At 71.3% G+C, this 23,875-nt stretch carries 18 protein-coding genes; 2 read left to right on the forward strand and 16 right to left on the reverse strand.

Features of this window, described 5'->3' with window-relative positions; translation table 11 throughout:
- Nucleotides 1-551: 551 nt before the first annotated feature.
- Nucleotides 552-1,811: a tyrosine--tRNA ligase gene (gene tyrS, locus GH747_RS06140; protein WP_149768727.1), complete on the reverse strand. Its 1,260-nt coding sequence runs from the start codon at nt 1,809-1,811 to the stop codon at nt 552-554.
- A 138-nt stretch (nt 1,812-1,949) separates the two neighbouring features.
- Nucleotides 1,950-3,347, reverse strand: coding sequence for an FAD-binding oxidoreductase (locus GH747_RS06145; protein WP_163695329.1), 1,398 nt, complete (start codon nt 3,345-3,347; stop codon nt 1,950-1,952).
- 175 nt (nt 3,348-3,522) lie between these two features.
- On the opposite strand from GH747_RS06145, the gene GH747_RS06150 reads away from it, so the two are divergent.
- Entirely contained in the window at nt 3,523-6,966 is a 3,444-nt protein-coding gene (locus tag GH747_RS06150) for an ATP-binding protein (protein ID WP_163695333.1), read from the forward strand.
- A 6-nt stretch (nt 6,967-6,972) separates the two neighbouring features.
- On the opposite strand, the gene GH747_RS06155 is transcribed toward GH747_RS06150, so the two are convergent.
- The 4 genes from GH747_RS06155 to GH747_RS06170 form a co-directional block, all read right to left on the reverse strand.
- A complete protein-coding gene (locus tag GH747_RS06155) occupies nt 6,973-9,171 on the reverse strand; it encodes an MMPL family transporter (protein ID WP_149768730.1) in 2,199 nt (732 codons plus the stop codon).
- Nucleotides 9,172-9,325: 154 nt separating this feature from the next.
- Nucleotides 9,326-10,555: a sugar ABC transporter permease gene (locus tag GH747_RS06160; protein ID WP_149768731.1), complete on the reverse strand. Its 1,230-nt coding sequence runs from the start codon at nt 10,553-10,555 to the stop codon at nt 9,326-9,328.
- Nucleotides 10,552-11,436 carry an ATP-binding cassette domain-containing protein gene (locus GH747_RS06165; protein WP_149768732.1) on the reverse strand — a complete coding sequence of 295 codons (885 nt, stop codon included), beginning with the start codon at nt 11,434-11,436 and terminating at the stop codon, nt 10,552-10,554. The genes GH747_RS06160 and GH747_RS06165 overlap by 4 nt, the downstream gene beginning before the upstream one ends.
- 82 nt (nt 11,437-11,518) lie before the next feature.
- On the reverse strand, nt 11,519-12,577 hold the full coding sequence (locus GH747_RS06170) for a substrate-binding domain-containing protein (RefSeq protein WP_228552802.1): 1,059 nt from the start codon (nt 12,575-12,577) through the stop codon (nt 11,519-11,521).
- 173 nt (nt 12,578-12,750) lie between these two features.
- Here GH747_RS06170 and GH747_RS06175 point away from each other — a divergent pair, with 173 nt between their 5' ends.
- A complete protein-coding gene (locus GH747_RS06175; RefSeq protein ID WP_149768734.1) occupies nt 12,751-13,884 on the forward strand; it encodes an ROK family transcriptional regulator in 1,134 nt (377 codons plus the stop codon).
- A gap of 60 nt (nt 13,885-13,944) precedes the next feature.
- On the opposite strand, the gene GH747_RS06180 is transcribed toward GH747_RS06175, so the two are convergent.
- The 10 genes from GH747_RS06180 to argC form a co-directional block, all read right to left on the reverse strand.
- Complete coding sequence (locus GH747_RS06180) at nt 13,945-14,634, reverse strand: DsbA family protein (RefSeq protein ID WP_163695336.1); 690 nt, start codon at nt 14,632-14,634, stop codon at nt 13,945-13,947.
- Nucleotides 14,635-14,639: 5 nt separating this feature from the next.
- Nucleotides 14,640-15,221, reverse strand: coding sequence for a DNA-3-methyladenine glycosylase (locus tag GH747_RS06185; protein WP_228552803.1), 582 nt, complete (start codon nt 15,219-15,221; stop codon nt 14,640-14,642).
- Nucleotides 15,222-15,335: 114 nt separating this feature from the next.
- Entirely contained in the window at nt 15,336-16,751 is a 1,416-nt protein-coding gene (gene argH / locus GH747_RS06190) for an argininosuccinate lyase (protein ID WP_149768737.1), read from the reverse strand.
- A 2-nt stretch (nt 16,752-16,753) separates the two neighbouring features.
- Nucleotides 16,754-17,959, reverse strand: a complete 1,206-nt coding sequence (locus tag GH747_RS06195; protein ID WP_149768738.1) for an argininosuccinate synthase — start codon at nt 17,957-17,959, stop codon at nt 16,754-16,756.
- On the reverse strand, nt 17,956-18,549 hold the full coding sequence (locus GH747_RS06200) for an arginine repressor (RefSeq protein ID WP_149768739.1): 594 nt from the start codon (nt 18,547-18,549) through the stop codon (nt 17,956-17,958). Before GH747_RS06200 ends, GH747_RS06195 begins: the two co-directional genes overlap by 4 nt.
- A complete protein-coding gene (gene argF, locus GH747_RS06205; protein WP_149768740.1) occupies nt 18,546-19,478 on the reverse strand; it encodes an ornithine carbamoyltransferase in 933 nt (310 codons plus the stop codon). Before argF ends, GH747_RS06200 begins: the two co-directional genes overlap by 4 nt.
- Nucleotides 19,475-20,689, reverse strand: a complete 1,215-nt coding sequence (locus GH747_RS06210) for an acetylornithine transaminase (RefSeq protein ID WP_228552804.1) — start codon at nt 20,687-20,689, stop codon at nt 19,475-19,477. Before GH747_RS06210 ends, argF begins: the two co-directional genes overlap by 4 nt.
- Nucleotides 20,686-21,633, reverse strand: a complete 948-nt coding sequence (gene argB, locus GH747_RS06215; protein WP_149768741.1) for an acetylglutamate kinase — start codon at nt 21,631-21,633, stop codon at nt 20,686-20,688. Before argB ends, GH747_RS06210 begins: the two co-directional genes overlap by 4 nt.
- Nucleotides 21,630-22,781, reverse strand: coding sequence for a bifunctional glutamate N-acetyltransferase/amino-acid acetyltransferase ArgJ (argJ, locus tag GH747_RS06220; protein ID WP_149768742.1), 1,152 nt, complete (start codon nt 22,779-22,781; stop codon nt 21,630-21,632). Before argJ ends, argB begins: the two co-directional genes overlap by 4 nt.
- Nucleotides 22,778-23,809 carry an N-acetyl-gamma-glutamyl-phosphate reductase gene (gene argC, locus GH747_RS06225; protein WP_149768743.1) on the reverse strand — a complete coding sequence of 344 codons (1,032 nt, stop codon included), beginning with the start codon at nt 23,807-23,809 and terminating at the stop codon, nt 22,778-22,780. The genes argJ and argC overlap by 4 nt, the downstream gene beginning before the upstream one ends.
- Nucleotides 23,810-23,875 lie beyond the last annotated feature (66 nt).

Raw genomic sequence — 23,875 nt, forward strand, 5'->3', positions numbered from 1 at the left:
CGTCCTGAGCCAGGATCAAACTCTCCGTCGAAAACCCAACCAAAGGCTGAGCCACAACATCAAACATTTGAACCCGGACTAACTATTTGCTGACAAATAATTTGTCACGGAATCATGACCCCAAAAAGGCCATACTGATTATCTCGTCGACTTTTAGCACACTGTTGAGTTCTCAAACATCAGACACACAAAACCCTCAACCCCAAACACAGGAGCATCAGACCAAGGCGCGACCCCCAAACCTACCAGAACTTTGCGCGGCGGCCAAGACGGCCACCGTTCGGTGGTCTCAGAGAGAGGGGGGTTTGTCCGCCAGGGTCCGCGGGCCCGGCCTCTCGGCCTTGCCCGCCGCCGTCCCCGGCAACAAGAAGAAGATTACGCGGAGGAAAACAGGCGGTCAAATCGAGGCGATGTGCCCTGGCTCACAACGACTGTTCGTGCAGGTCAGGCCCACTTTTCGGGCCGAAACGCCGGGGCCCGCCGACGCAGTGCGTCGACGGGCCCGGTGGACGTCTCGGACATCTCCGGACAGACCGGTCAGACGCCGTCGGTCAGGCCTTGACGAGCTCGGCGCCGGCGACCGACTTCTTGCCCTTGCGCAGGACGACCAGGCCCCCGTGGAGGGTGTGCCCGTCGAGGACCGCGTCCGGATCCTCGACGCGGACGTTGTTCACGTAGGCACCGCCGTCGCTCACGGCCCGCCGCGCCGCGGACTTGCTGTCGACCAACCCCGACACGACCAGCGCGTCGACCAGGGGCGTACCTGGATCGACGGTGACGAGACCGGCCTCCGTCAGCGCGGCGCGCAAGGTCGACTCCGGGAGGTCCTCCAGCTCGGCCCGGCCGAACAGGGCGGCGGACGCCTGCTCGGCGGCGCGCACCTCGTCCTGACCGTGCACGAGCGCCGTCACCTCCGCAGCGAGCCTGCGCTGCGCGATGCGCAGCCCGGGACGCTCGGCCGACTCCGCCGCGATCGCCTCGATCTCCTCGAGCTCGAGGAAGGTGAACTGGCGCAGGTACTCGATGACCTTCGAGTCCTCGGCCTGGATCCAGGTCTGGTAGAAGGCGTACGGCGAGAGCATCTCGGGGTCGAGCCACAGCGCTCCCCCGGTCGACTTCCCGAACTTCGTCCCGTCCGCCTTCGTGATCAGCGGCGTCGACAGGGCGTGGACCTTGGCGCCCTCAGCGCGCCGGATCAGCTCCACACCGGCGGTGATGTTGCCCCACTGGTCGCTGCCTCCGGTCTGCAGTGCGGTGCCGTACCGCCTGTACAGCTCGAGGTAGTCCATCGACTGCAGCAGCACGTAGCTGAACTCGGTGTAGCTGATGCCCGTCTCGAGGCGGCTCGCGACCACCTGGCGGTCGAGCATCCGGTTGACCGGGAAGTGCTTCCCGATGTCGCGCAGGAAGTCGATGACGTTGACGTCCTTCGTCCAGTCGAGGTTGTTCACGACGCGCGCAGCGTTGTCGCCCTCGAACGAGACGTACTGCTCGACCTGCGACCGGATGCGCCCGACCCAGTCGGCGACGGTCTCGCGACTGTTCATCGTCCGCTCCCCCACGTCTCGCGGGTCACCGATGAGTCCGGTGGAGCCACCGACGAGGATCAGCGGCTTGTGTCCCGCCAGCTGGAGGCGACGCGCGGTGAGCAGCTGCAGCAGGTTGCCCATGTGCAGGCTCGGAGCGGTCGGGTCGAAACCCACGTAATACGTGACCGGCCCCGCGGACAGATCGGCGCGCAAGGCGTCTCGGTCTGTCGAGTGCGCGACGAGTCCGCGCGCCTCGAGGTCGTCCAGGACGTGGGTGGTCACGGTGTTCTCCTCATGGCTCCTGCCCGGTCGGTGCTCGACCGGGTCCCGCAGCCAGTCTGCCGCACCCGTGCGCACCCCCAGCACGGGACGGGGTCGTCGGTCGCCCCCCGGTGGACCGACGACCCCTGTCCCGCGGTCTCAGGAGAGGCCGACGGCAGCGCGGAACACTCCCGTCGGGTCCTGCTCTGCCATCACGTCCGCCAGCCGCTCGCGGTCGGCGAAGGAGGTGCTGCGGTTGAGCGTGTCCCACGCCGCGACCAGCGTCGAGCCCACCGCGCCCGCGGTCCACGGTCGCAGCGCCGCGGCCACCTCCGCGAACGCGTCGCGGACCATCGGCTCCAGCGCCGGGTCGGGCAGGAGCGAGAGTGCGACGGCGATGTACTCGGACGGGACCTCGGTCATCAGGCCGGGACGACGTGCCGTCCGGCCCGCTCCGAGGTGACGCACCTGAACCTGGAGGATCGCGCCGGGCTTCCCAGCGACCTCCAGCAGCGCGTCGATCGTGGCGGGGGTCAGCTCGCCCAGCCCCATCCCGCTGTGCGCCGCCGGCATCGGGTCGACCGGCTCCTCACAGATGTCGCCCACCTCCGAGGCGGTCCGCTCGCCCACCGTGTCGTACACGAGGACTCCCGCGGCACGGATCGGCGAGAGCGCCTTCTCGAGCCCGGCGAGCCCCTCGGTGGTGCAGGACTCGACCACCACGAACGACTGCCCGCGGACCTCCTCCGGCATGAAGTCGAGGTTCGGGACGTGGACGAGCGAGGCCCACAGCGAGATCGCCTCACCCGCGGTCCGGGTCGCGTCGGCGAACGCGTTGAGGACGCTGCGCGCGTCCGCGATCGGGAACAGCATCCGGCCGCCGGCGATGGCGGGCGCGGGGTGGAGGTCGATCTCCACCGACGTCACGTAGGCGAGGTTGCCACCGCCCCCGCGCAGGGCCCACATCAGCTCGGCGTCGGTCTCGTCGTCGACGTGGCGTACGACGCCGTCGGCGTCGACGATCTCCGCCGACCGCAGCGAGTCGGCGCCCATCCCGAACGGACGGGTGAACCAGGAGTAGCCGCCCTGCAGGGTGTAGCCGACGACCGAGACGTCCGGGTTAGACCCGATCATGCCGGTGAGTCCGGTGCCGTCGAGGGCCGCCTGGAGCGCGCCCCAGCGCACACCTGCACCGACCCGAGCCGTACGGGCGTCGGTGTCGATCTCGATCGTGTCGAGGCCGCTGCTGCGGACGACGATGCTTCCGACCAGGCGTGCCGAGGCACCGTGGCCGCCGGCCTGCGGAGCGACGGCGACGCCGTACGCACGACCGAACCGGACGGCGGCTGCGACGTCGGCGGCGCTCTCGGCGAGGACCACCGCGGAGGGCGACTGGTCGACCGCGAGGTTCCAGGCGAGGCTGACCTCCGCCCACCCGGGGTCACCGGGAAGGACGAGGCGGTGGCCGATCTGGGCCCGCAGGGCGTCGAAGTCGACGGCTCCGGGCTCGAGGTGACGACTCGGTCGGGTCTCGATCGTGTCGGTCAGTGTGGTCATGGTGCTTCCTTGCTTTCGTGGCCGACGGCTCTGTCGGCGTGGTGATGAACGAGTCCCACCGTGCGCCCGCGCCCTTGGGGAGTCCTTGGGATCGCCTTGGGACGCGCCTTGGACCCGCCTCCGTGTGCAGTGAAAAGCCCGACCCGAGGTCCGCGCCGGACCTATGCTCATGGCCATGTGGCTCGCAGTCCTCGGCCCGGTGGAGGCACACCGCGAGCAGGCATCGCCGCCGGTCGCGCTCGGGACGCGCAAGCACCGCGTCCTGCTCGCTGCGCTCGCGCTCGGAGTCGGCAACGTCCAGAGCGTCGACACGCTGATCGACTACCTGTGGGGCGACTCCCCTCCCGATGGCGCGCTCGGCACGCTCCAGTCGTACGTCTCGGGTCTGCGCCGCGCGCTGGGCACCGCGCTCGCCCCGGGAGAGGAGCTGCCGCTCCGGACGACCGGTGGCGGCTACGTGCTCGACGCGAGCGCGGTCACCGTCGACGCCTCCGCCACCACGGCGCTCCTCCAGTCCGCGCACCGGGCACTGGGACCGCTCGCACGCGACGCGATCCCAGGTGCCGGGGTGCTCGACGACGCGGTGCTCGAGCAGATCGGTCACGACCTCGAGACGGCGACGACGACCTGGCGCGGACGTGCGTACGACGAGCTGGCCGACCACCCTCAGGCGATGGCCGAGCGCGCCCGGCTGGACGAGCTGCGGCTCGTGGGGCTGGAGGACCTCGCGGTTGTACGTCTCGCGCGGGGCGAGCACGCGACGGTGGCCGCCGAGCTGGAGTCGCTCTCGACGCAGCACCCGTTGCGGGAGCGGCTGTGGACGCTGCGCGCCGTGGCGCTCGCTCGTACGGGTCGTCAGGCCGACGCGCTGGAGGTCGTGCGCCGGCTCACGACGACGCTCGACGAGGAGCTCGGGCTCCAGCCGACGGCGCTGGTACGGGACACGCAGACCGCGATCCTGCGGCAGGACCCGCTGGTGGCGTGGGCGGAGCAGCCGGTCCCCGCAGGCGCGGTGGGGGCTCCGGCAGCACCGACGGCGGCTGCCGTGGCCGGTGACCCCCCGGGTGTGCCGCCGAGCGCCACGACCGCGCTCTCCGCACCGGTCCCCCGGTCCGAGCACCGGCTCCCGACGTTGCCGACGTTGCCGCCGTGGCCGATGGTCGGGCGCGACGCGGAGCTCGGCGAGCTGCTGGCGAAGCTCGACCTGGCGGACGCCGGTGAGCCGCAGTTCGCCTCCGTCGTGGGCGAGCCCGGGATCGGCAAGTCGCGTCTGGTCGCCGAGCTGATGGCGCGAGCGCGCTCCCGGGGTGCGCACGTGCTCGTCGGGAGGTGCTCCTCCGACAGCGGCGCGCCGCCGCTGTGGCCGTGGGAGTCCGTCCTCACCGGCATCGGCAGCGTCGTGCAGGAGGCGAGCCCCGACGCCGCCGATCCCGACGGGGGGCGGTTCGCCGCGTGGGACCACATCTGCCGCCAGCTCCTGTCGGCCGCCGCCGACCAGACCGTCGTGGTGGCGCTCGACGACCTGCAGTGGGCCGATCCGTCCTCGCTGCGCGTCCTCAGGCACCTGTGCACGATCGCCGACCAGGCACGGCTACTGCTCCTCGTGACGATGCGCGCCCACCCCGAGCCGCGCGGCCAGCTCGCAGAGACCATGGAGACGCTCGCACGACGCCACGCTGCGACCGTCCGCCTCCGGGGCCTGACGGTCGCCGACACCGCGCAGGTGCTCGAGGCCGTCGCGGACCATCCGGTCTCCGAGGGCACGGCGAGCACGATGCGCGACCGGACCGAGGGCAACCCGTTCTTCGTCGTCGAGTACGCACGCCTGCTCGCGGACGAGGGCGACCTCGACGCCGAGCCACCGACCGCGGTGTCCGACGTCGTACGCCGGCGGCTGGGGGCGGTGCCTGAGCCCACGCTCGACGTGCTCCGGCACGCCGCGGTCGTGGGCCGCCGGTTCGACCTGGGGACGGTGATGGCGAGCACCGGGCTCACCGACCTCGACGTCCTGGACCGCCTCGAGCCGGCCACCGCGGCGGGGATGCTGCGGGACGAGGGCGACGACCGGTTCCGCTTCTCGCACGCGCTGGTGCGCGACGCCGTCTATGCCTCCCTGTCCCCGTCGCGTCGGCAGCGGGTGCACGGACGGATCGCCGAGACGATCGCCTCCGGACCGCAGGCGTCGGCCCGCGTGGCCGAGATCGCCCGGCACTGGGCGGAGGCCGGCGCCGACCACGCCGGGCAGGCGTGGACCTCCGCGTACCGCGCGGCGCTCGCGGCGCAGCAGCGGCACGGCTACGACGAGGCGGCCGACCTCCTCCATCTCGCCCTCACCAGGATCGACGTCGATCCGGACGCGTCACCGGGCGACCGGTACGAGCTCCTGCTGGCCCTTGCCGACGCGACCCGGTGGGCTGCCCGGTGGGACGAGCTGACCGACGCCGTCGAGGAGGCGATCTCGGTGGCGGACGCGATCGGCGACACCGCCCTGCTCGCCCGCGCCGCGGTCGCCACGACGCGAGGGGCGCTGTGGCAGACGCGGACGTTCGGCGAGACCAGCGACACGATCGTCGACGCCCAGCGACGTGCGCTCGCCGCGCTACCGGCCGACGACTCCGCGATCCGGTGCACCCTGCTGATCAGCCTCGCGAACGAGCTCTACTACACGGCGAGCGAGGAGGAGTGCCAGCAGCTCGTCACCGAGGGGCTGGACATGGCGCGCCGCCTGGCCGACGACGCGCTCCTGATGGACATGTGCACGGCCGCCTTCATCGCGATCTGGCACCCGTGGACCGCGCGACAGCGGCTCGCGCTCGCCGACGAGGCCATCACGCTCGCCGGACGCGTCGGTGACCGCAGGGTCGAGGCGATCGCGCTCGCGCAACGGGCGACGGCACGCAGCGACCTCGGCATGGTCGCCGCGATGGAGGAAGACCTCGAGCGGGGCCGAGACATCGCTCTCGAGCTCCAGCTCCCGTACACGCTCTGGTTCCTCGACTGCATGCGCATCCCGTGGCTCGCGATGCGCGGCGACCTCGACAGCGCGCGCAGCTCGCTGGACGAGCTCTTGCGGGTGGTCGACACCATCGCCGTACCCCACAAGTACGACGCGTTGAGCGGCCTGATGCTGGTGCTCGCGATCTGGCGCGGCCAGGCGCAGGACGAGGACGGCGACCGGGCCGACAGTGCGCTCGACGCGCTCGTCCGCACGTCCTCGGTCCCGATCCACATGGCGGCGGCCGGGTTCCTCGTGCGCCGCGGGCGGATCGACGACGCACGGACGCTGTACGCGCGGACCACCCCGACCATCGAGGACTCCAGCTGGATCGCGCCCATGATCTGGGGCTTCGGTGCCGAGGTCGCGCTCGCGCTCGACCTTCCCGACCTGGCCTCGAAGGCGTACACGCTCCTCGCGCCGCTGGCCGGCGGTGTGCTGAGCGCGGGATCGACGATGGCGCTCGGACCGGTCGACGCCTACCTCGCCCTTGCCAGCGCCGCGTCGGGCCGGCCCGAGCAGGCATCCCGGCACGCCGACGACGCCCTCGCGCTCGCCGCGACGTGGAACATCCCGCTGGTCGAGGAGTGGATCCTCCACCAGCGGGATGCGTACGGGTTCTGACGACGGTCAGCCGCGCGCGGGCTGTCCCTCGTCGAGCTCGTCGGGCTGGGCGGCGCCATCCGGTCGGGCAGCGCCGTCCACCTGGCCGGCGGCCGGCCGTACGGCGTCGTCCGGCGCGATCTCCGCCTCGACCTGCACGTGCGGGAGCAGGCGGTCCAACCAGGCCGGCAGCCACCAGTTCCAGCGCCCGAGCATGCTCATCGTCGCGGGGACGAGGACCAGCCGTACGAGGGTGGCGTCGAGTGCGACCGCGGCCGCCATCGCCACCCCGAGCATCTTCACCGTCACGGCGGACTCGGTGGCGAACCCGATGAACACGGCCACCATGATCGCCGCCGCACTCGAGATGACGCGGGCGCTCGAGGCCAGCCCGGTGACGACGGACCCCCGGGCGTCGCCGGTACGCAACCAGGCCTCGCGGATCCGCGAGAGCAGGAACACCTCGTAGTCCATCGAGAGCCCGAACAGGATCGCGAAGGTGAGGATCGGCACCCAGCTCGACACCGGCACGGTGTGGTCCATGCCGAGCAGGGACAGGCCCCACCCGTGCTGGAAGACGAGCGTCACCACGCCGTACGCGGCGCCGATCGACAACAGGTTCATCGCCGCAGCCTTCAGCGGCACGACGACCGACCGGAACATCACAGCCAGCAGGATCATCGACAGCAGCACGACGAATCCGACCACGACCCAGATCCGCTCGGACAGCATCTCCGAGATGTCGGTGAGCACTGCCGTCGTGCCCGTCAGCGCGACGCCGTCCGGCAGGACGTCGGCACGCATCGACGTGATCAGGTCGGTCGTCCGCTCGTCCTGAGGACCGAACGCCGGCTGGGCGTCGAACACCGCGATCGCCCCGTCTGCGGACGTGACGGGCTCCCCCACCGCCACGATGCGCGGATCCTCCGCGAGCGTCGTACGCAGCTGGGCGAGGTCGTCGCCGTCGACGGCGGCCAGGTCGGCGACGAAGGTCAGCGGACCGTTCGCCCCCGGACCGAACTCGTCGGCCACCACGTCGTACGACTGACGCGTCGTGAAGCTCGTCGGCTCCGCGCTGGCGTCCTGCGGGAAGGTCCGCATGCCCAGGGCGGGGGCGGCGAGCGCCACCATCACCACGAGCGCGGCGAGCGCCCACGGCAGCGGGCGGGCACCGACGCGTGCCGCCCAGCGGGCAGTCAGCGTCGTACGGGCAGAGTCGGTGGTCCCTCCCTTGCGGGCCTTGCGCGAGACCAGGCGGTGGCCCGCCAGCCCGCACAGCGCGGGCACCAGCGTCAGCGCGGCCGCCATCACGCCGAGCACGGTGATGCCGGTGGCCATGCCGAACGCCGAGTACGTCGGCAGGCCGGCGAGCCCGAGCCCCATCAGCGACACGAGGACCGTCAGTCCCGCGAACAGCACCGCCCGCCCAGCGGTCGCGGTCGCGTGGCCCGCGGCCTCGGCACGGCGGTGGCCAGCCTGCAGGAACTCCACGAACCGGGTGACCAGGAGGAGTGCGTAGTCGATGCCGACACCGAGGCCGACCATCGTGGCCACGGTCGGTGCATCGCTGCTCACGTTGGTGGTCGCGGCGAGGAGCGTGACTCCCGCGGACCCGAGCGCGAGGCCGAACAGCGCGACGGCGATCGGGAGCCCGGCAGCGACCACCGACCCGAAGGTCAGGACCAGCAGCACGAGCGCGACTCCAACGCCGATCAGCTCGCCTCGGCCGTTCATCTCCATCGCCGTCCCGGGGACCTCGCCGCCGAAGTCGACGTCGACTCCACCGAGATCGGCCTCGGAGACGGCATCCTCGAGCGGCGCGAGCTCGCCCATCACCTCGGTGTGGGTGACCGGGACGTCGTAGCGGACCGAGAGCAGTGCGGTGTCGCCGTCGTCGGACAGGCGCGGCGCAGAGACGGCGATGACGTGGGGGACGTCGCCGACGCGGTCGGCGAGACGCTCCAGGTCGCCGGCAGGAAGCCGGTCGCCGTCGTCGTCGTGGACGCTGATCAGTGCGGTCGCACCGCCGGCGTCGGGCATGTGGGCGCGCAGCTGGTCGAGGCCGGTCTGGCCTTCGGCTCCGGGTACGTCCCAGTCGTCCTGGAAGGTGCCACCGACGCTCGAGGCGAGGGCGAAGACACCGACGAGGACGACGACCCAGGCGCAGATCGTGCGCCACGGGTGAGCCGCGGTCGTGTGGCCGAGGCGGTAAAGCAGGGTGGACATGTGTGCTCCTCATTCGTCTCTCTGACGAGGAGGAGCCTCGCGGTGACCCCTTGGGGATCGCTTGGGAACGGCTTGGGGCGCCTCCGGACCAGGTCCGGAGACGCCCCGCCGTCGTACGCACGCGGGGGGTCGCGCGTACGAGATCGTGCGGCCGCTAGGCCGTACCGCTGCTTCGCCGCGCTCGACGTGACAGCGAGTCGATCGTCACTGCGAGGAGCAGGACGATGCCGGTGACGATGTAGCGCACCTCGGCCTCGACGCCGATGAGGTTCAGGCCGCTCGTGATCGACTGGAGCACGAGCATGCCGAACAGCGCCGCGTACGCCGAGCCGCGCCCGCCGAACAGGCTCGTCCCGCCGATCACCGCAGCCGCGATCGCCATCAGGTTGGTGTCGGTGCCGCCGCTTGACTGCGCGACGGACTGGAGACGGCCGGCTGCCAGGATGCCGCCGAGGACCGCGAAGGTCGAGCACGCCGCGAACACGGTGATGTAGACCTTGTTCACCGCGACACCCGCACGCCTCGACGCCTCCTCGTTGCCGCCGACCGCGAACACCGATCGGCCGAAGCGGGTCTTGCGCAGGATGAGGTCGACGGTGACGATCGCCGCCACCCAGAAGAGCGGCATGTAGCCGACGCCGCGGTCCTGGTTGAGGTACCACGCGCCGAACAGCATCGCCGCGACCATGACGGCGGAACGGATCACCGCTCCCTGGAACGACGGAGCCGAGAGGTTCGCTGCGCGGCGCCGCTGGATCGTGCGCAGCCGCGTCACCAGGTAGACCAGGCCGATCGCGACCGCGAGGACGTACGACGCCAGCGGGGACAGGAACTTGAAGTTCGCGAACTCGATGAGCCACGAGTCGACCGGCAGGTTCACCGTGCCGCGGCTCCCGAGCACCCACAGCTGCACGCCGAGGAACGCGAGCAGACCGGCCAGCGTGATGACGAAGCTGGGAACCCCGAACTGCGTGAAGAGCAGGCCGTAGAACAGCCCGATCGCCACGCCGACCGCGAGCGCCATCAGGATCGCCGCCAGGAGCGGCCAGCCTTGGTAGACCAGCAGGACAGCCATGATCGAGCCGCCCACGCCGCTCACCGAGCCGACCGACAGGTCGATCTCGCCGAGGAGGAGGACGAGCACGATCCCGAGCGAGATCATGCCGATCGTCGCCGAGTCGAGGCTCAGGTTGACGAGGTTGCGCGAGGACAGGAAGCGGTCGTTCTGGAGGAAGAAGATCACCCAGATCACGACGAGGCCGATGATGACCGGGGCCATGCCCAGGTCGCCGGACCGGATCCGGCGTCCGAACGCGCCCAGTGCTGCGCGAGGTGTCCCCGCCTCGACGAGACGCTCGTCGCTCTGGTCGTACGCGGTGCTCATGCGTCGCGCTCCTCGTCCGAGTCGGGTGTGGTGCCGGTGCCGGGCGCGTGGTGGCCGTCCGGCAGCACGGCGTCGGGATCGATGTCTTCAGGGGCGATCGTCGCCCCCGTCTTGTCGCGCGCCGCTCGCTCGGCGACCACGTTGTCGGACGCACCGGTGATCGCGGCCACGAGCTGCTCCGTGGTGACCTCGCCGATCTCGAACTCCGCGCCGTTGCGTCCGAGACGCAGCACGTAGATCCGGTCGGCGACCGCCTGGACGTCGGCCATGTTGTGGCTGATCAGCACCACGCCGAGCCCGCGCGAGCGCAGCCGCTCGACGAGGTTGAGGACCTCCGCGGTCTGGGCGACGCCCAGGGCAGCGGTCGGCTCGTCGAGCATGACGACCTTCGGCTCGCCCACGAGGCTGCGGGCGATCGCGACGGTCTGGCGCTGACCGCCGGACAGCGAGGCGATCGGGATGCGGACGGACGGGATCTTGGCGGAGAGCTGGCGGAGCAGCTCCCACGAGTGGCGCTCCATCTCGACCTCGTCCAGCACGCCGGCGCTGGTGCGCTCGTGCCCGAGGAAGAGGTTGGCGACGACGTCGAGGTTGTCGCACAGCGCGAGGTCCTGGAAGACCGTCGCGATGCCGAGCGACTGCGCGGCCTTCGGGCCGTTGATCGACACCTGACGACCGTCGAAGGTGATCTCCCCGCCGTCGGGCTGGTAGACGCCGGACATGATCTTGACGAGGGTGGACTTCCCTGCGCCGTTGTCCCCCACGAGTGCGACCACTTCTCCGGGTCGCACGTCGATGGAGACGTCGCTGAGGGCTTGCACGGCGCCGAAGCGCTTGTCGATGCCGCGCAGCGAGAGGATCGGCTGACTGCCGTCGTTCATGGTGTCCTTCGCTGGTCGTGGGAACGGGAACGGTCCGGGTGGCCACGGCGAGCGTGACCACCCGGACCCGGGTGGCAGCAGGTCAGCTGAGGCCCGCGGCCGCACAGGCGTCCGCGTACTCAGCCGTGCAGATGTCTTCCACCGAGTAGAACCCATCGGCCACGACGGTGTCGTTGACGTTGTCCGTCGTGACGACCACCGGGTCGAAGATGAACGACTTGACGCCCTGGAAGTCCGTCGTCTCGCCCACGTCGTCCCCGTTGACCAGCGCGACCGCGACCTCGGCGGCCTTCTCGGCCTCGGTCTTGATCGACTTGTAGATGGTCATGAACTGGTCGCCGGCGACGATGCGCTGGATGGCGGCGAGCTCGGCGTCCTGGCCGGTGACCGGCGGGAACTTCGTCAGACCGTCAGCACGGAGGGCGGCGATCACGCCACCAGCCTGACCGTCGTTGGCAGCGTAGACACCGGCCAGCGAGGCCGCGTCGATGTTGTTGAGCTGCGACGTCACGAACTTCTGCGCGTTGTCGGGGCTCCAGTCCGGGTTGTCGAACTCAGCGACGACGTTGAGGCCGCTGGCGTCGATGGCCTTGTGCGCTCCCGTCTTGAACTGGGCGGCGTTCGGGTCGGTCGGCGCGCCGTTGAGCATGAGGATGTCGCCCGAACCACCGGTCGCCTCGACGAGGGCCTCGCCCTGGAGCTCGCCCACACGCTCGTTGTCGAACGACATGTAGTAGTCGGCGCCCTCGATGAAGCGGTCGTACGCGATGACCGGCACGTCGGAGGACTGGGCCGACTTCACGATGCCGACGGCGGCCTCGCTGTCGACCGGGTCGAGCACGAGAACGGCAGCGCCGTCGGTGATCGCCGACTCGGCCTGCTGCTGCTGCTTCGAGGCGTCCTGGTCAGCGTTGAGGTACTTGACTTCGCAGTCGTCGCAGAGCTCCTGGACCTTCGCCTCGAAGAGCGGCTTGTCGAACGCCTCGTAGCGGGTGGTCTTGGTCTCGGGGAGCAGGAGCGCGATGGTCTTGCTGTCGCTGCTGCTGCCGCCTCCATCGTCGTCGCCTCCGCAGGCGCCCAGTGCGGCCGCGAGCACCACGACCGACGCCGCCCCTACAGCGGTGCGGGCAAACTTCTTCACGTTTCCTCCCCAGGAAGATGATGTGACGCAGAGAACTCCACGTCCGTCGATCCACAGTCTTGGCATCAACCGAGAAATCGTCAAGTTCTGAACATAAGAGCGTTGCAGAACCGAAACATTCACGTGAAAGGTTCACCTCTTGACGATTTGCCAAATCCGACTAGGTTGACCCCATGCGTCCCACCGGATCGACGTCAGCGCTGCGCTCAGCGAACCTGGCGCGTGTCGTGACGGTGCTCCGAACCGACAGCGAGCTGAGCCAGGCAGAGATCGCCCGACGGACCGATCTCGCGCCCGCAACCGTCTCCAACATCGTCCGCCAGCTGGTCGCCAGCGGGCTCGTCGAGACGGCCGGGAGCGGCGGTCGCGCGGGTCTCACCGTCAGCATCGCGCGTGGCGCCGGGCTGGTCGCAGGCATCGACTTCGGCCACTCCCACCTCGAGGTCGCGCTCGGGGACCTCGCGGCCCGACCGCTGATCACGTCGCGACGCAAGCTCGACAACGACCACGCGTACGGCGACGGGCTCGCGCTCGCCGACGAGCTCCTCGACTCGCTGCTGACCGAGCTCGGCGAGGACCGCTCGCACGTGCATGCGGCCGGGCTGGGGCTGCCCGCCCCGATCACCAAGGACGGGCGGATCACCGCCGGGTCCATCCTTCCCGGCTGGGTCGGCGTCGCTGCCGCCGACGTCGCGTCGAAGGCGCTCCAGATGCCCACGCTCGTCGACAACGACGCCAATCTCGGCGCGCTCGCCGAGCACAGCGACCACCCCGAGGTCAGCACGCTCGCCTACCTCAAGGTGTCGTCGGGCATCGGGTGCGGCCTCGTCCTCGACGGCACCCTCTACCGCGGCGGTCTCGGCACGGCCGGCGAGCTCGGCCACATCACGCTGGACGAGACAGGGCCCCTCTGCCGGTGCGGCAGTCGCGGCTGCCTCGAGGCGTACGCGGGTGGCTCCGGCCTCGTCACCCAGCTGCACAGCCGGATCCCGGACCTGGCCGTCCACGACCTCGTCGACCTCGCCGACGCCGGCGACGCCGGTGCGCGCCGGCTGCTCGAGGACGCCGGGCGTGCGCTCGGCCAGGGCTCCGCCATCCTCGCCAACCTGCTGAGCCCCGAGCTCATCGTCGTCGGCGGAGACCTCGCGTGCGGCATCGTCGTCGACGGGATCCGGGACGGGCTCCGGCGTCACGCGGTCGACGGGCTCGGCGGCGAGATCGCGGTCCGGGTGTCCGAGCGCGGCGACCAGGCGTCGGTCGTCGGAGCGCTCGTCACGGCGCTCGACGCCGTCGCGCTCCCCCTCTGACGTCTGGCGTCAGGCGACGTCCGCCGTGCTCTGACGTCTGGCGTCAGGCGACGTCCGCCGTCAGACGACCTCGCTGCCGAGCATCGCCTCCAGCTCGGCGGTCGTCGGGATCTGCTCGAGCGGGCGACCGTCGACGACCACCGCCGGCGTGCCCGAGATCGCCTTGAGCCCGCGTTCGGACAGGTCCGAGACGAGGTCGGCATGGACCTCGTCGCGGATGCAGGCCTCGGTGCCGTCGTCGCCGAGGTCGTCGGCGAGGTCGACCAGCTCGTCGTCGGACATGCCGCCCGGCTGCTGGTTCTCGAGCAGCGAAGCGACGTACGCCTCGTACGCGGCTGGGCCTCCCGCGGCGGACACGCACAGGGCGGCGTTGACGCTGCGGGCGGACGCGCGGTCGGTGCTGCCGTTGTCGAGGAACGAGACCAGGCGGTACTCGAGGGTGATCGAGCCCGCGGCGAGCCGTGCGGCCAGCAGCCGTCCCTGGTCGGCGGCGAACGCGCCGCAGTGCGGGCACAGCGGTTCGACGTAGACGGCGACCGCGACCGGGTCGTCCGGATAGCTCCCGGTCGGGTCGAGGTCGTGCGCGGTGACCACGATCCCGCCGTCTGCCGTCAGCGGAAGGCTCGCTCCCGCGGTGCCCCACGCGCCGCCGCCGGACTGCTTCACCACGTCCGCGGCGCTCCCGCACGAGACGAGCAGCAGGGACAGGAGCGCGGCGGCGAGGCCGGGAAGGAGCCGGGTGCGGTGCATGGCGCTCATCCTCGCGCAGCGTCTGGTGTGCCGGCACGGGGGCTCCGGCGGTACGCCGACACGGTGGGGTCGCCGGTCAGCCAGAACCGCCAGGGCACGTCTGCCGCCTGTGAGACTCCCACCCTCGGGCCGCAGCTCACCGCCGCTGCGGGCCCGGCGGGACGGCGCAGCACGACCTCGGGTCCGGCGAGCGCGGCGCCGTTGTGCGCGAGCGCGAGGCCGAGTGCGCGGGTGAGGTTCGCCGGCCCGCGGGCGAGACGGACGTCGGGCACGTCGGTGCCGCGCCGGATGCGCGCGAGCTCGATGCCGGCGACGACCTCGCCGGCTCGCAGCAGCACCGCCGAGGCGTCGCCGTCCTTGCCGACGACCACGTTCGCGCAGTGGTGCATCCCGTACGACAGGTAGACGTACAGCACGTCCGGCGGGCCGAACATGATCGCGCTGCGCGGCGTCGGTCCCCGCGCCGCGTGGGACGCCGGATCACCGACGCCGCCGTACGCCTCGACCTCGGTGATCCGGACGCTCACACCGTCGTGGGTGAGCGTCGCGCCCAGCAGGGCACGTGCCTCGGTCTCGACGGTGTCCACGTCGCCCAGTCTGCCTCGTCCTCCCCGTCCCCGATTTGTGGACTTTGGCAAGGAATCCCACCGGTGATTCATTGCCAAAGTCCACAAATCGGGGACGGGACGGGTGAGACCCGGTCAGGAGAGCCGGGCGCGCAGCTCGGCCAGCTGCTCGGCGACGCGCACCGGCGCCGTACCGCCCCGGGCATCGCGCGACCCGATGGACCCCTCGACGCTCAGCACGTCCCGCACGGCCGGAGTGAGGTGCGGCGAGATCGCGGCGAGCTCGTCGTCGGTGAGATCCCACAGCTCCTTGTCCTGACCCTCCGCGACCCGTACGCACGCACCGGAGATCTCGTGCGCCTCACGGAACGGGACACCCTCGCGCACCAGCCACTCGGCGATGTCGGTCGCCAGAGCGAAGCCCTGCGGTGCCAGCGACTCGAGGCGCTCGGTGTGGAACGTCAGCGTCGCGATCATCCCGGTGAACGCCGGCAGCAGGACCTCGAGCGTGTCGACGGAGTCGAAGACCGGCTCCTTGTCCTCCTGCAGGTCACGGTTGTACGCCAGCGGGAGCGCCTTCAGCGTCGCCATCAGGCCGGTCAGGTTGCCGATGACGCGGCCGGCCTTCCCGCGCGCGAGCTCGGCGATGTCCGGGTTCTTCTTCTGCGGCATGATGCTCGACCCGGTCGAGTAGCCGTCGTCGAGCGTGACGAACCCGAACTCCTTGGTGTTCCAGAGGATGATCTCCTCCGCGATCCGCGAGACGTCGACACCGATCATCGCGGTGACGAACGCGAACTCGGCCACGTAGTCGCGCGACGCCGTGCCGTCGATCGAGTTCGGGGCGGAGCCGGTGAAGCCCAGGTCGGCCGCGACCTGCTCGGGATCGAGTCCGAGCGAGGAGCCCGCGAGCGCACCCGACCCGTACGGCGACTCAGCCGCCACCCGCTTCTCCCAGTCCGCGAGACGATCCAGGTCGCGCACCAGCGGCCACGCGTGCGCCAGCAGGTGGTGGCTCAGCAGCACCGGCTGAGCGTGCTGGAGGTGCGTACGGCCTGGCATCGCGACGCCGAGGTGCCGCTCGGCCTGGTCTGCCAGCGCGGCGACGAGCGCCTCGACCAGGCGACCGATCTCGGCGGCGTGGTCGCGGAGGTACAGCCGTCCGAGGGTCGCGATCTGGTCGTTGCGCGAGCGGCCGGCGCGAAGCCGCCCCCCGAGCTCGGCACCCAGCCGCTCGACCAGGCCCCGCTCCAGGGCGGTGTGCACGTCCTCGTCCCCCGGCTCCGGGCTGAACGCACCGGAGGCCACGTCGTCCTCCAGCGCGTCGATGCCGGCGAGCAGCGACGTCAGGTCGTCATCGGTCAGGAGCCCCGACCGTGACAGCACGCGCGCGTGCGCACGCGAGCCCGCCAGGTCGTACGGCGCCAGTCGCCAGTCGAAGTGGGTGGAGCGCGAGAGCGCCTCCAGCTCCGGCGACGGACCTGACGCGAAGCGCCCGCCCCACAGCGCGGACCGCTCCCCCGTGACCTCCTCGGGCTGCTCGCCGGTCATGCTCACTCCCCTGCCAGCGCCTGGTCGCGCTTGTTGGCCAACGTGCTCGACATGCCGAAGATCTCGATGAAGCCCTTCGCCATGCTCTGGTCGAACGTGTCGCCCTCGTCGTACGTCGCGAGGTTGAAGTCGTACAGGCTGGTCGCCGAACGACGCCCGGTGACCGTCGCCTTGCCGGCGTGCAGCGTCATCCGGATCTCGCCGGTGACCGCCTCCTGCGACGCGTTCACGAACGCGTCGAGAGTCTGCTTGAGCGGCGAGAACCACAGGCCGTCGTACGCCAGCTCGCCCCAGCGCTGGTCGACGCCGCGCTTGAAGCGGGCCAGCTCGCGCTCGACGGTGACGTTCTCGAGCTCCATGTGGGCGGCGATCAGCGCGATCGCGCCCGGCGCCTCGTAGATCTCGCGGCTCTTGATGCCGACGAGGCGGTCCTCGACCATGTCGAGGCGGCCGATGCCCTGGGCACCGGCACGCTCGTTGAGCTGCTGGATCGCCTGGAGCATCGTGACGGGCTTGCCGTCGATCGCGACCGGTGCACCGGCCTCGAAGCCGATGACGATCTCGTCGGCGTCACGCTGCTGCGCCGGGTCGGAGGTGTAGGAGTACAGGTCCTCGATCGGGCCGTTCCAGATGTCCTCGAGGAAGCCGGTCTCGACCGCGCGGCCCCAGACGTTCTGGTCGATCGAGTACGGCGACTTCTTGGTCACGTCGATCGGCAGGTCGTGCTCCTCGGCGTACGCGATCGCCTTCTCGCGGGTCCACGCGTAGTCGCGGACGGGCGCGATGACCTTCAGGTGCGGAGCGAGCGCCTTCGTGCCGACCTCGAAGCGGACCTGGTCGTTGCCCTTGCCGGTGCACCCGTGGGAGACGACGTTGGCGCCGTGGTACGTCGCTGCCTCGACGAGGTGCTTCACGATCAGCGGGCGCGACAGCGCGGAGACCAGCGGGTAGCGGTCCTGGTAGAGCGCGTTCGCGCGGACCGCCGGCAGGCAGTAGTCCTCGGCGAACTCGTCCTTGGCGTCGATGACGATCGACTCGACGGCGCCGCACGCCAGCGCGCGCTCACGGACCACGTCCATGTCCTCGCCGCCCTGGCCGACGTCGACCGCGACCGCGATGACCTCGGCGTCGGTCTCCTGGCCGAGCCAGCCGATGGCCACCGAGGTGTCCAGGCCGCCCGAGTACGCGAGTACGACCCGATCACTCATGATGTCTCCTTGGTGTTCTTGCCCGAGGGCAGGTTGTCCGAGATTGCGCGGGCGTCGTCCGACGCCGCGCTGGTGTTCGTGACCACGGTCGTGGGGCTCGCCAGCGCGCGGAACTCGTCCGCGACCGCCGGCCCCCCGACGGGGTCCTTGCAGATGACGAGCACGGTGTCGTCTCCTGCGATGGTGCCGAGAAGGTTGCCCGGGGCTGCGTGGTCGATCGCCGCGGCGAAGAACTGCGCTGCACCGGGCGGTGTTCGCAGGACGACCAGGTTCGCGGACCCCTCGGCCGAGACCAGCAGCTCGTTGCACAGTCGCGCCAGCCTCGCCTGGGCAGACACCGTCTCGACCGCGGGCCGTGGGGTCCGGTCGCCACCCTCGGCGGGCACCGCGTAGACGAGACCGCCGCTGGAGTGACGGACGCGTACGGCGTCGAGCTCGACCAGGTCGCGCGACAGGGTCGACGGTGTCACGGAGAGCCCGTCGGCCGCGAGCAGGTCGGCGAGGTCGTTCTGCGAGCGCACGACGTGGGTACGCAGCAGGTCGACGATGCGCTGCTGGCGGGCCGCCTTCGTCCCGGGGATCGCACTCACGGCGTGCTCCCGGACCGCTGGAGGAGCCACACCAGGAGGGCCTTCTGGGCATGGAGGCGGTTCTCCGCCTCGTCCCAGACGACGCTCTGCGGACCGTCGATGACGGCGCCGTCGATCTCCAGGCCGCGGTAGGCCGGCAGGCAGTGGAGAACGATCGCGTCGTCGGCGGCTGCGGCGAGCAGCGCGCTCGTGATGCCGTACGCGCCGAAGGTCGCGATCCGCTCGGCCTTCTCGTCCTCCTGCCCCATCGACACCCAGGTGTCGGTGGCGAGCACGTCGGCACCGGCCGCAGCCTCGGTCGCGTCGGTCAGCACCGCCACCGAGCCGCCGGTGGTGGCCGCGACCTTCTCGGCGGCGGCGACCACGTCGGCCCGCGGGGCGTACGCCGCCGGTGCTCCGATCCGGACGTGCATGCCGGCCGTCGCCCCGGCCAGGAGGTAGGAGTGCGCCATGTTGTTCGCGCCGTCGCCGACGTAGGTGAGCGTGAGCCCCGCCAGCGTCCCCTTGTGCTCGCGGACGGTCTGCAGGTCGGCGAGCAGCTGGCACGGGTGGAAGTCGTCGCTCAGCGCGTTGACGACCGGGACGCGGCTGACCGACGCCATCTCCTCGAGCCCGGCCTGGGCGAAGGTGCGCCACACGATCGCCGACACCATCCGCTCGAGCACCCGGGTGGTGTCGGAGATCGACTCACCCCGGCCCATCTGGCTGCTCCCGGCGTCGATCACCAGCGGGTTGCCGCCGAGGTCGGCGACTCCGACGGCGAACGAGATCCGGGTGCGCGTGGAGGCCTTGTCGAAGATCACCGCGACCGTCTGGGGACCCGCGAGCGGACGGGACGCGTACGGGTCCGCCTTCAGCGCGTCGGCGAGGTCGAGGATCTCGAGCTGCTCGGCGGCGGTCAGGTCGTCGTCACGCAGGAAGTGCCTCATGCGTCCTCTCCCTCGGGTGCGGTGCGGGCGTCGGTTGCGACCTCGTCGAGGACGGCTCGGATCACGGCGACGGCCTCGTCGGCCTGCTCCGCGGTGAGGATCAGCGGAGGGACGAGCCGGAGCCGGTCCGGCGCGGCGGCGTTGATGACCACGCCGCGGCCGAGCACCTCGGACTGAACCTGCGCGGCGACGGGCTGCGTCAGGCCGATGCCGACGAGCAGTCCCGCGCCCGAGGTGTCGGCGACCAGCCGATGATCGGCCAGCCCTGCACGCAACCGCTCCCCTGCGGCGGTCGCGTGCGCGAGCAGGCCGTCGGACTCGATCGTGTCGAGCACCGCGTGGGCGGCGGCAGCCGCGACCGGGTTGCCGCCGAAGGTCGTGCCGTGGTTGCCGGGCTGCAGCAGGTCGCCCGCAGCGCCGACTGCGATGCAGGCGCCGATCGGGATGCCGCCGCCGAGCCCCTTGGCGAGCGTCACGACGTCGGGCACGATCCCCTCCGCCGTGTGCGCGAACCATGCGCCCGTGCGTCCGACACCGGTCTGGACCTCGTCGATCCACAGCAGCGTGCCGTGCTCGGACGTGATCTCGCGGGCCGCGGCGAGGTAGCCGGCGCCGGGCTCGATCGCACCCGCCTCGCCCTGGAGCGGCTCCAGCACGACGGCGGCCACGGTGTCGTCCACCGCCGCGCGCAGCGCGTCGACATCGCCGTACGGGACGAACGTGACGTCGCCGGGCAGCGGCTCGAACGGCGCCCGGTAGGCCTCTTTGCTTGTCAGCGCGAGCGCGCCCATCGTGCGGCCGTGGAAGCTGCCGGTCGCGGAGACGAGCCGGGTCCGGCCGGTCCGCCGGGTCAGCTTGAACGCCGCCTCGTTGGCCTCGGTCCCGGAGTTCGTGAAGAACACCTTGCCCTCGGTGCCGAGGAGGGCGAGCAGCCGCTCCGCGAGGGTCACCTGGGGCTCGGTGGCGAAGAAGTTGGAGACGTGGCCGAGCGTGCCCAGCTGTTCGGAGACCGCCTTGAGGACCGCCGGGTGAGCATGCCCGAGCGCGTTCACGGCGATGCCCGCGAGGAGGTCGAGGTAGCGGTTGCCGTCGGCGTCCCACACGTACGCCCCCTCGCCGCGCACCAGCACGCGCTGGGGGGTGCCGAAGGTGTTCATCAGTGCGCCGGAGTAGCGGTCCAGCCACTCCTCCTGCGTCGTCCCCTCGCTCACGCCTGCCTCCTCAGTGCGGTCCGGATCTTGGTCTCTGCCTCGGGGAGCACCTGCGTCCCCACGCCCTCGTCGGTGAAGATCTCGAGCAGCACGGCGTGGAGCTCGCGCCCGTCGACGACCGTCGCGCGCGGCACGCCGCCGCGTACGGCCATCAGGCAGGCGCCCATCTTCGGGACCATGCCGGACGCGAGGCTCGGCATGAGCTGTTCGAGCGCGTCGACGCCGATCTCGCCGATCACGTCGTCACTGTCAGGCCAGTCGCGGTAGAGGCCCTCGACGTCGGTGAGGACGAGGAGCTTCTCGGCGCCGAGCGCGACGGCGAGCGCAGCCGCAGCCGTGTCGGCGTTGACGTTGTGGACCTGCCCCGTCACGTCCGGGGCGACCGACGACACCACCGGGACCCGCCCGGCCTCGATCAGGTCGAGCACCGCCTCCGGGCGGACCTCGCTGACCTCGCCGACCAGCCCGAGGTCGACGTCCTCGCCGTCGACGACGGCGCGCGTCTGCACCGCGGTGAAGAGCCCGCCGTCCTCACCGGACAGACCGACGGCGACCGGCCCGTGCGCGTTGAGGAGACCGACCAGCTCGCGACCGACCTGACCCACCAGCACCATCCGGACGACGTCCATCGCCTCGGGCGTGGTGACGCGGAGGCCGCCGCGGAACTCCGAGGCGATGCCGAGCCGGTCCAGCATGGTCGAGATCTGGGGACCGCCCCCGTGCACGACGACGGGCTTGAACCCGGCGTAGCGCAAGAACATGATGTCCTCGGCGAACGCCTTCTTGAGCTCGTCGTCGACCATCGCGTTGCCGCCGTACTTCACGACGATGACCTTGCCGTGGTACTTCATCAGCCACGGGAGCGCGTCGGCGAGGATCGCGGCCTTCTCGGTCTTGAGCTTCCACTCCGCCGGGAGGCCGGCGCCGGTGTCGAGGCCCGTCATGACGAGTACGCCGAGTTCTCGTGGACGTACGCCTGCGTGAGGTCGTTGGTCCAGATGGTCGCCTTCTCCGGTCCCGCCTTGAGGTCGATCGTCACGGTCACCGCACGCGGCTCGAGGTCGACGAGGTCGCGGGACTCGCCGGGCCCGCTGTTGCGGCACACCCACACGCCGTTGATGGCGACGTCGAGGTCGGCGGGGTCGAACGCGGCCGCCGTGGTGCCCACCGAGGCGAGGATCCGCCCCCAGTTGGCGTCGCGCCCGAAGATCGCGGTCTTGAACAGCGCGCTGCGCGAGACGGCTCGTCCGACCTCGAGCGCGTCTGCCTCGGTGGCGGCGTTCACGACGTCGATCGCGATGTCGTGGTCGGCGCCCTCGGCGTCCGACAGCAGCTGCAGCGCGAGGTCGCGGCAGAGGCCGGCGAGCTGCTCGGCGAGCTCGTCGACGCACGGCTCGGTGCCGGACGCCCCGCTCGCCATCAGCAGGACCGTGTCGTTCGTGGACTGGCAGCCGTCAGAGTCGAGGCGGTCGAAGCTGCGTGCCGTCGCGTGGCGCAGCACCTGGTCGCACTGCTCCGGCGTGAGCACCGCGTCGGTCGTGAGGACCACGAGCATCGTGGCCAGCGAGGGCGCGAGCATCCCCGCCCCCTTCGCCATCCCGCCGATCGTGTAGCCCGCACCCTCGTGGACCGCCTGCTTCGGCCGTGTGTCGGTGGTCATGATCGCCGCGGCGGCGTCGGGTCCGCCGTCGGTGTCGAGCACGGCCACGGCCGACCGCACCCCCGCGAGGAGCGCGTCCCGGTCGTTGAGGAGCCCGATGAGCCCGGTCGAGGCGACCTGGACGTCGATCGGAGCCACGCCGAGCAGCTCGGCGGCGGTCTCCGCCGTACGGTGCGTGGTGGCGAAGCCCTCCGGACCGGTGTAGCAGTTGGCGCCGCCCGAGTTGAGGACGATCGCCCGGGCGCTGCCCGTACGGATCGCCTGCTCGCTCCACAGGACAGGGTTGGCCTTGCAGCGGTTGGACGTGAAGACCGCGGCGGCGCTGGAGGACGGACCGTCGTTGACGACCAGGGCGACGTCGGGCGCGCCGGTGGACTTGAGGCCTGCCGCGACGCCTGCGGCACGGAAACCCTCGGGTGCGGTGACGCTCACGGCGCCACCCCCACGACCGGGAGACCGAGCGTCTCGGGGAGCCCGAGCGCGACGTTCATGGACTGGATCGCCGTGCCCGCGGTCCCCTTGGTCAGGTTGTCGATCGCGCCGACGGCGACGACGCGGCTGACCCTGGAGTCGACGGCGACCTGGACGTGGACGCAGTTCGAGCCGAGCACCGCCTTGGTCTGCGGCCACTGGCCCTCGGGCAGCAGGTGGACGAACGGCTCGTCGGCGTACGCCTTCTCGTACGCCGCGCGCACCGCGTCGCCGTCTGCGCCTGCCGCGAGCGGAGCGCTGACGGTGGCGAGGATCCCCCGCGACATCGGCGCGAGCACCGGCGTGAACGACACGCGGGCGTCGGCCGCGCCGGCGAGGCGCAGGTTCTGCTCGATCTCGGGCGTGTGGCGGTGCACGCCGCCGACGCCGTACACCGACGCCTGACCCATCACCTCGGAGCCGAGCAGGTGCGGCTTCAGCGACTTGCCGGCGCCCGACGTGCCGGTGGCGGCGACGACGACCACCTCGGGCTCGACCAGCCCCTCCGCGACAGCCGGCAGGATGCTGAGCGTCGACACGGTCGGGAAGCAGCCCGGCGCGGCGATCCGGCGCGTGCCGACGAGCCGGTCGCGCTGGCCGGGGAGCTCGGGCAGCCCGTACGGCCAGGTCCCCGCGTGCTCCCCGCCGTAGAAGGCGGTCCAGTCTGCGGGGTCGCTCAGACGGAAGTCGGCGCCGCAGTCGACGACGAGGACGTCGTCGCCGAGCTCGGCGGCCACGACGGCGGACGCACCGTGCGGAAGCCCGAGGAACACCACGTCGTGCCCAGCGAGGACCTCGGGGGTCGTGTCGGACAGGACGCGCCCGGCGAGCGGCGTCAGGTGCGGGTGGTGGGTGCCGAGGGCGGAGCCGGCGTTGGAGCCTGCCGTGAGGGCGCCGATCTCCACCTCCGGGTGCGCGAGGAGCAGCCGGAGGACCTCGCCACCGGCGTACCCGCTCGCGCCTGCGACGGCGATCTTGAGGGAAGCCATGTGCACATTCTTGCAGAGGCCTGCAAGATCGTGCAATCGGGTACCCCGGTCGACGCGGGCGACGAC

It is taken from the genome of Mumia xiangluensis (assembly GCF_010994095.1).
GTDB lineage: Bacteria > Actinomycetota > Actinomycetes > Propionibacteriales > Nocardioidaceae > Mumia > Mumia xiangluensis.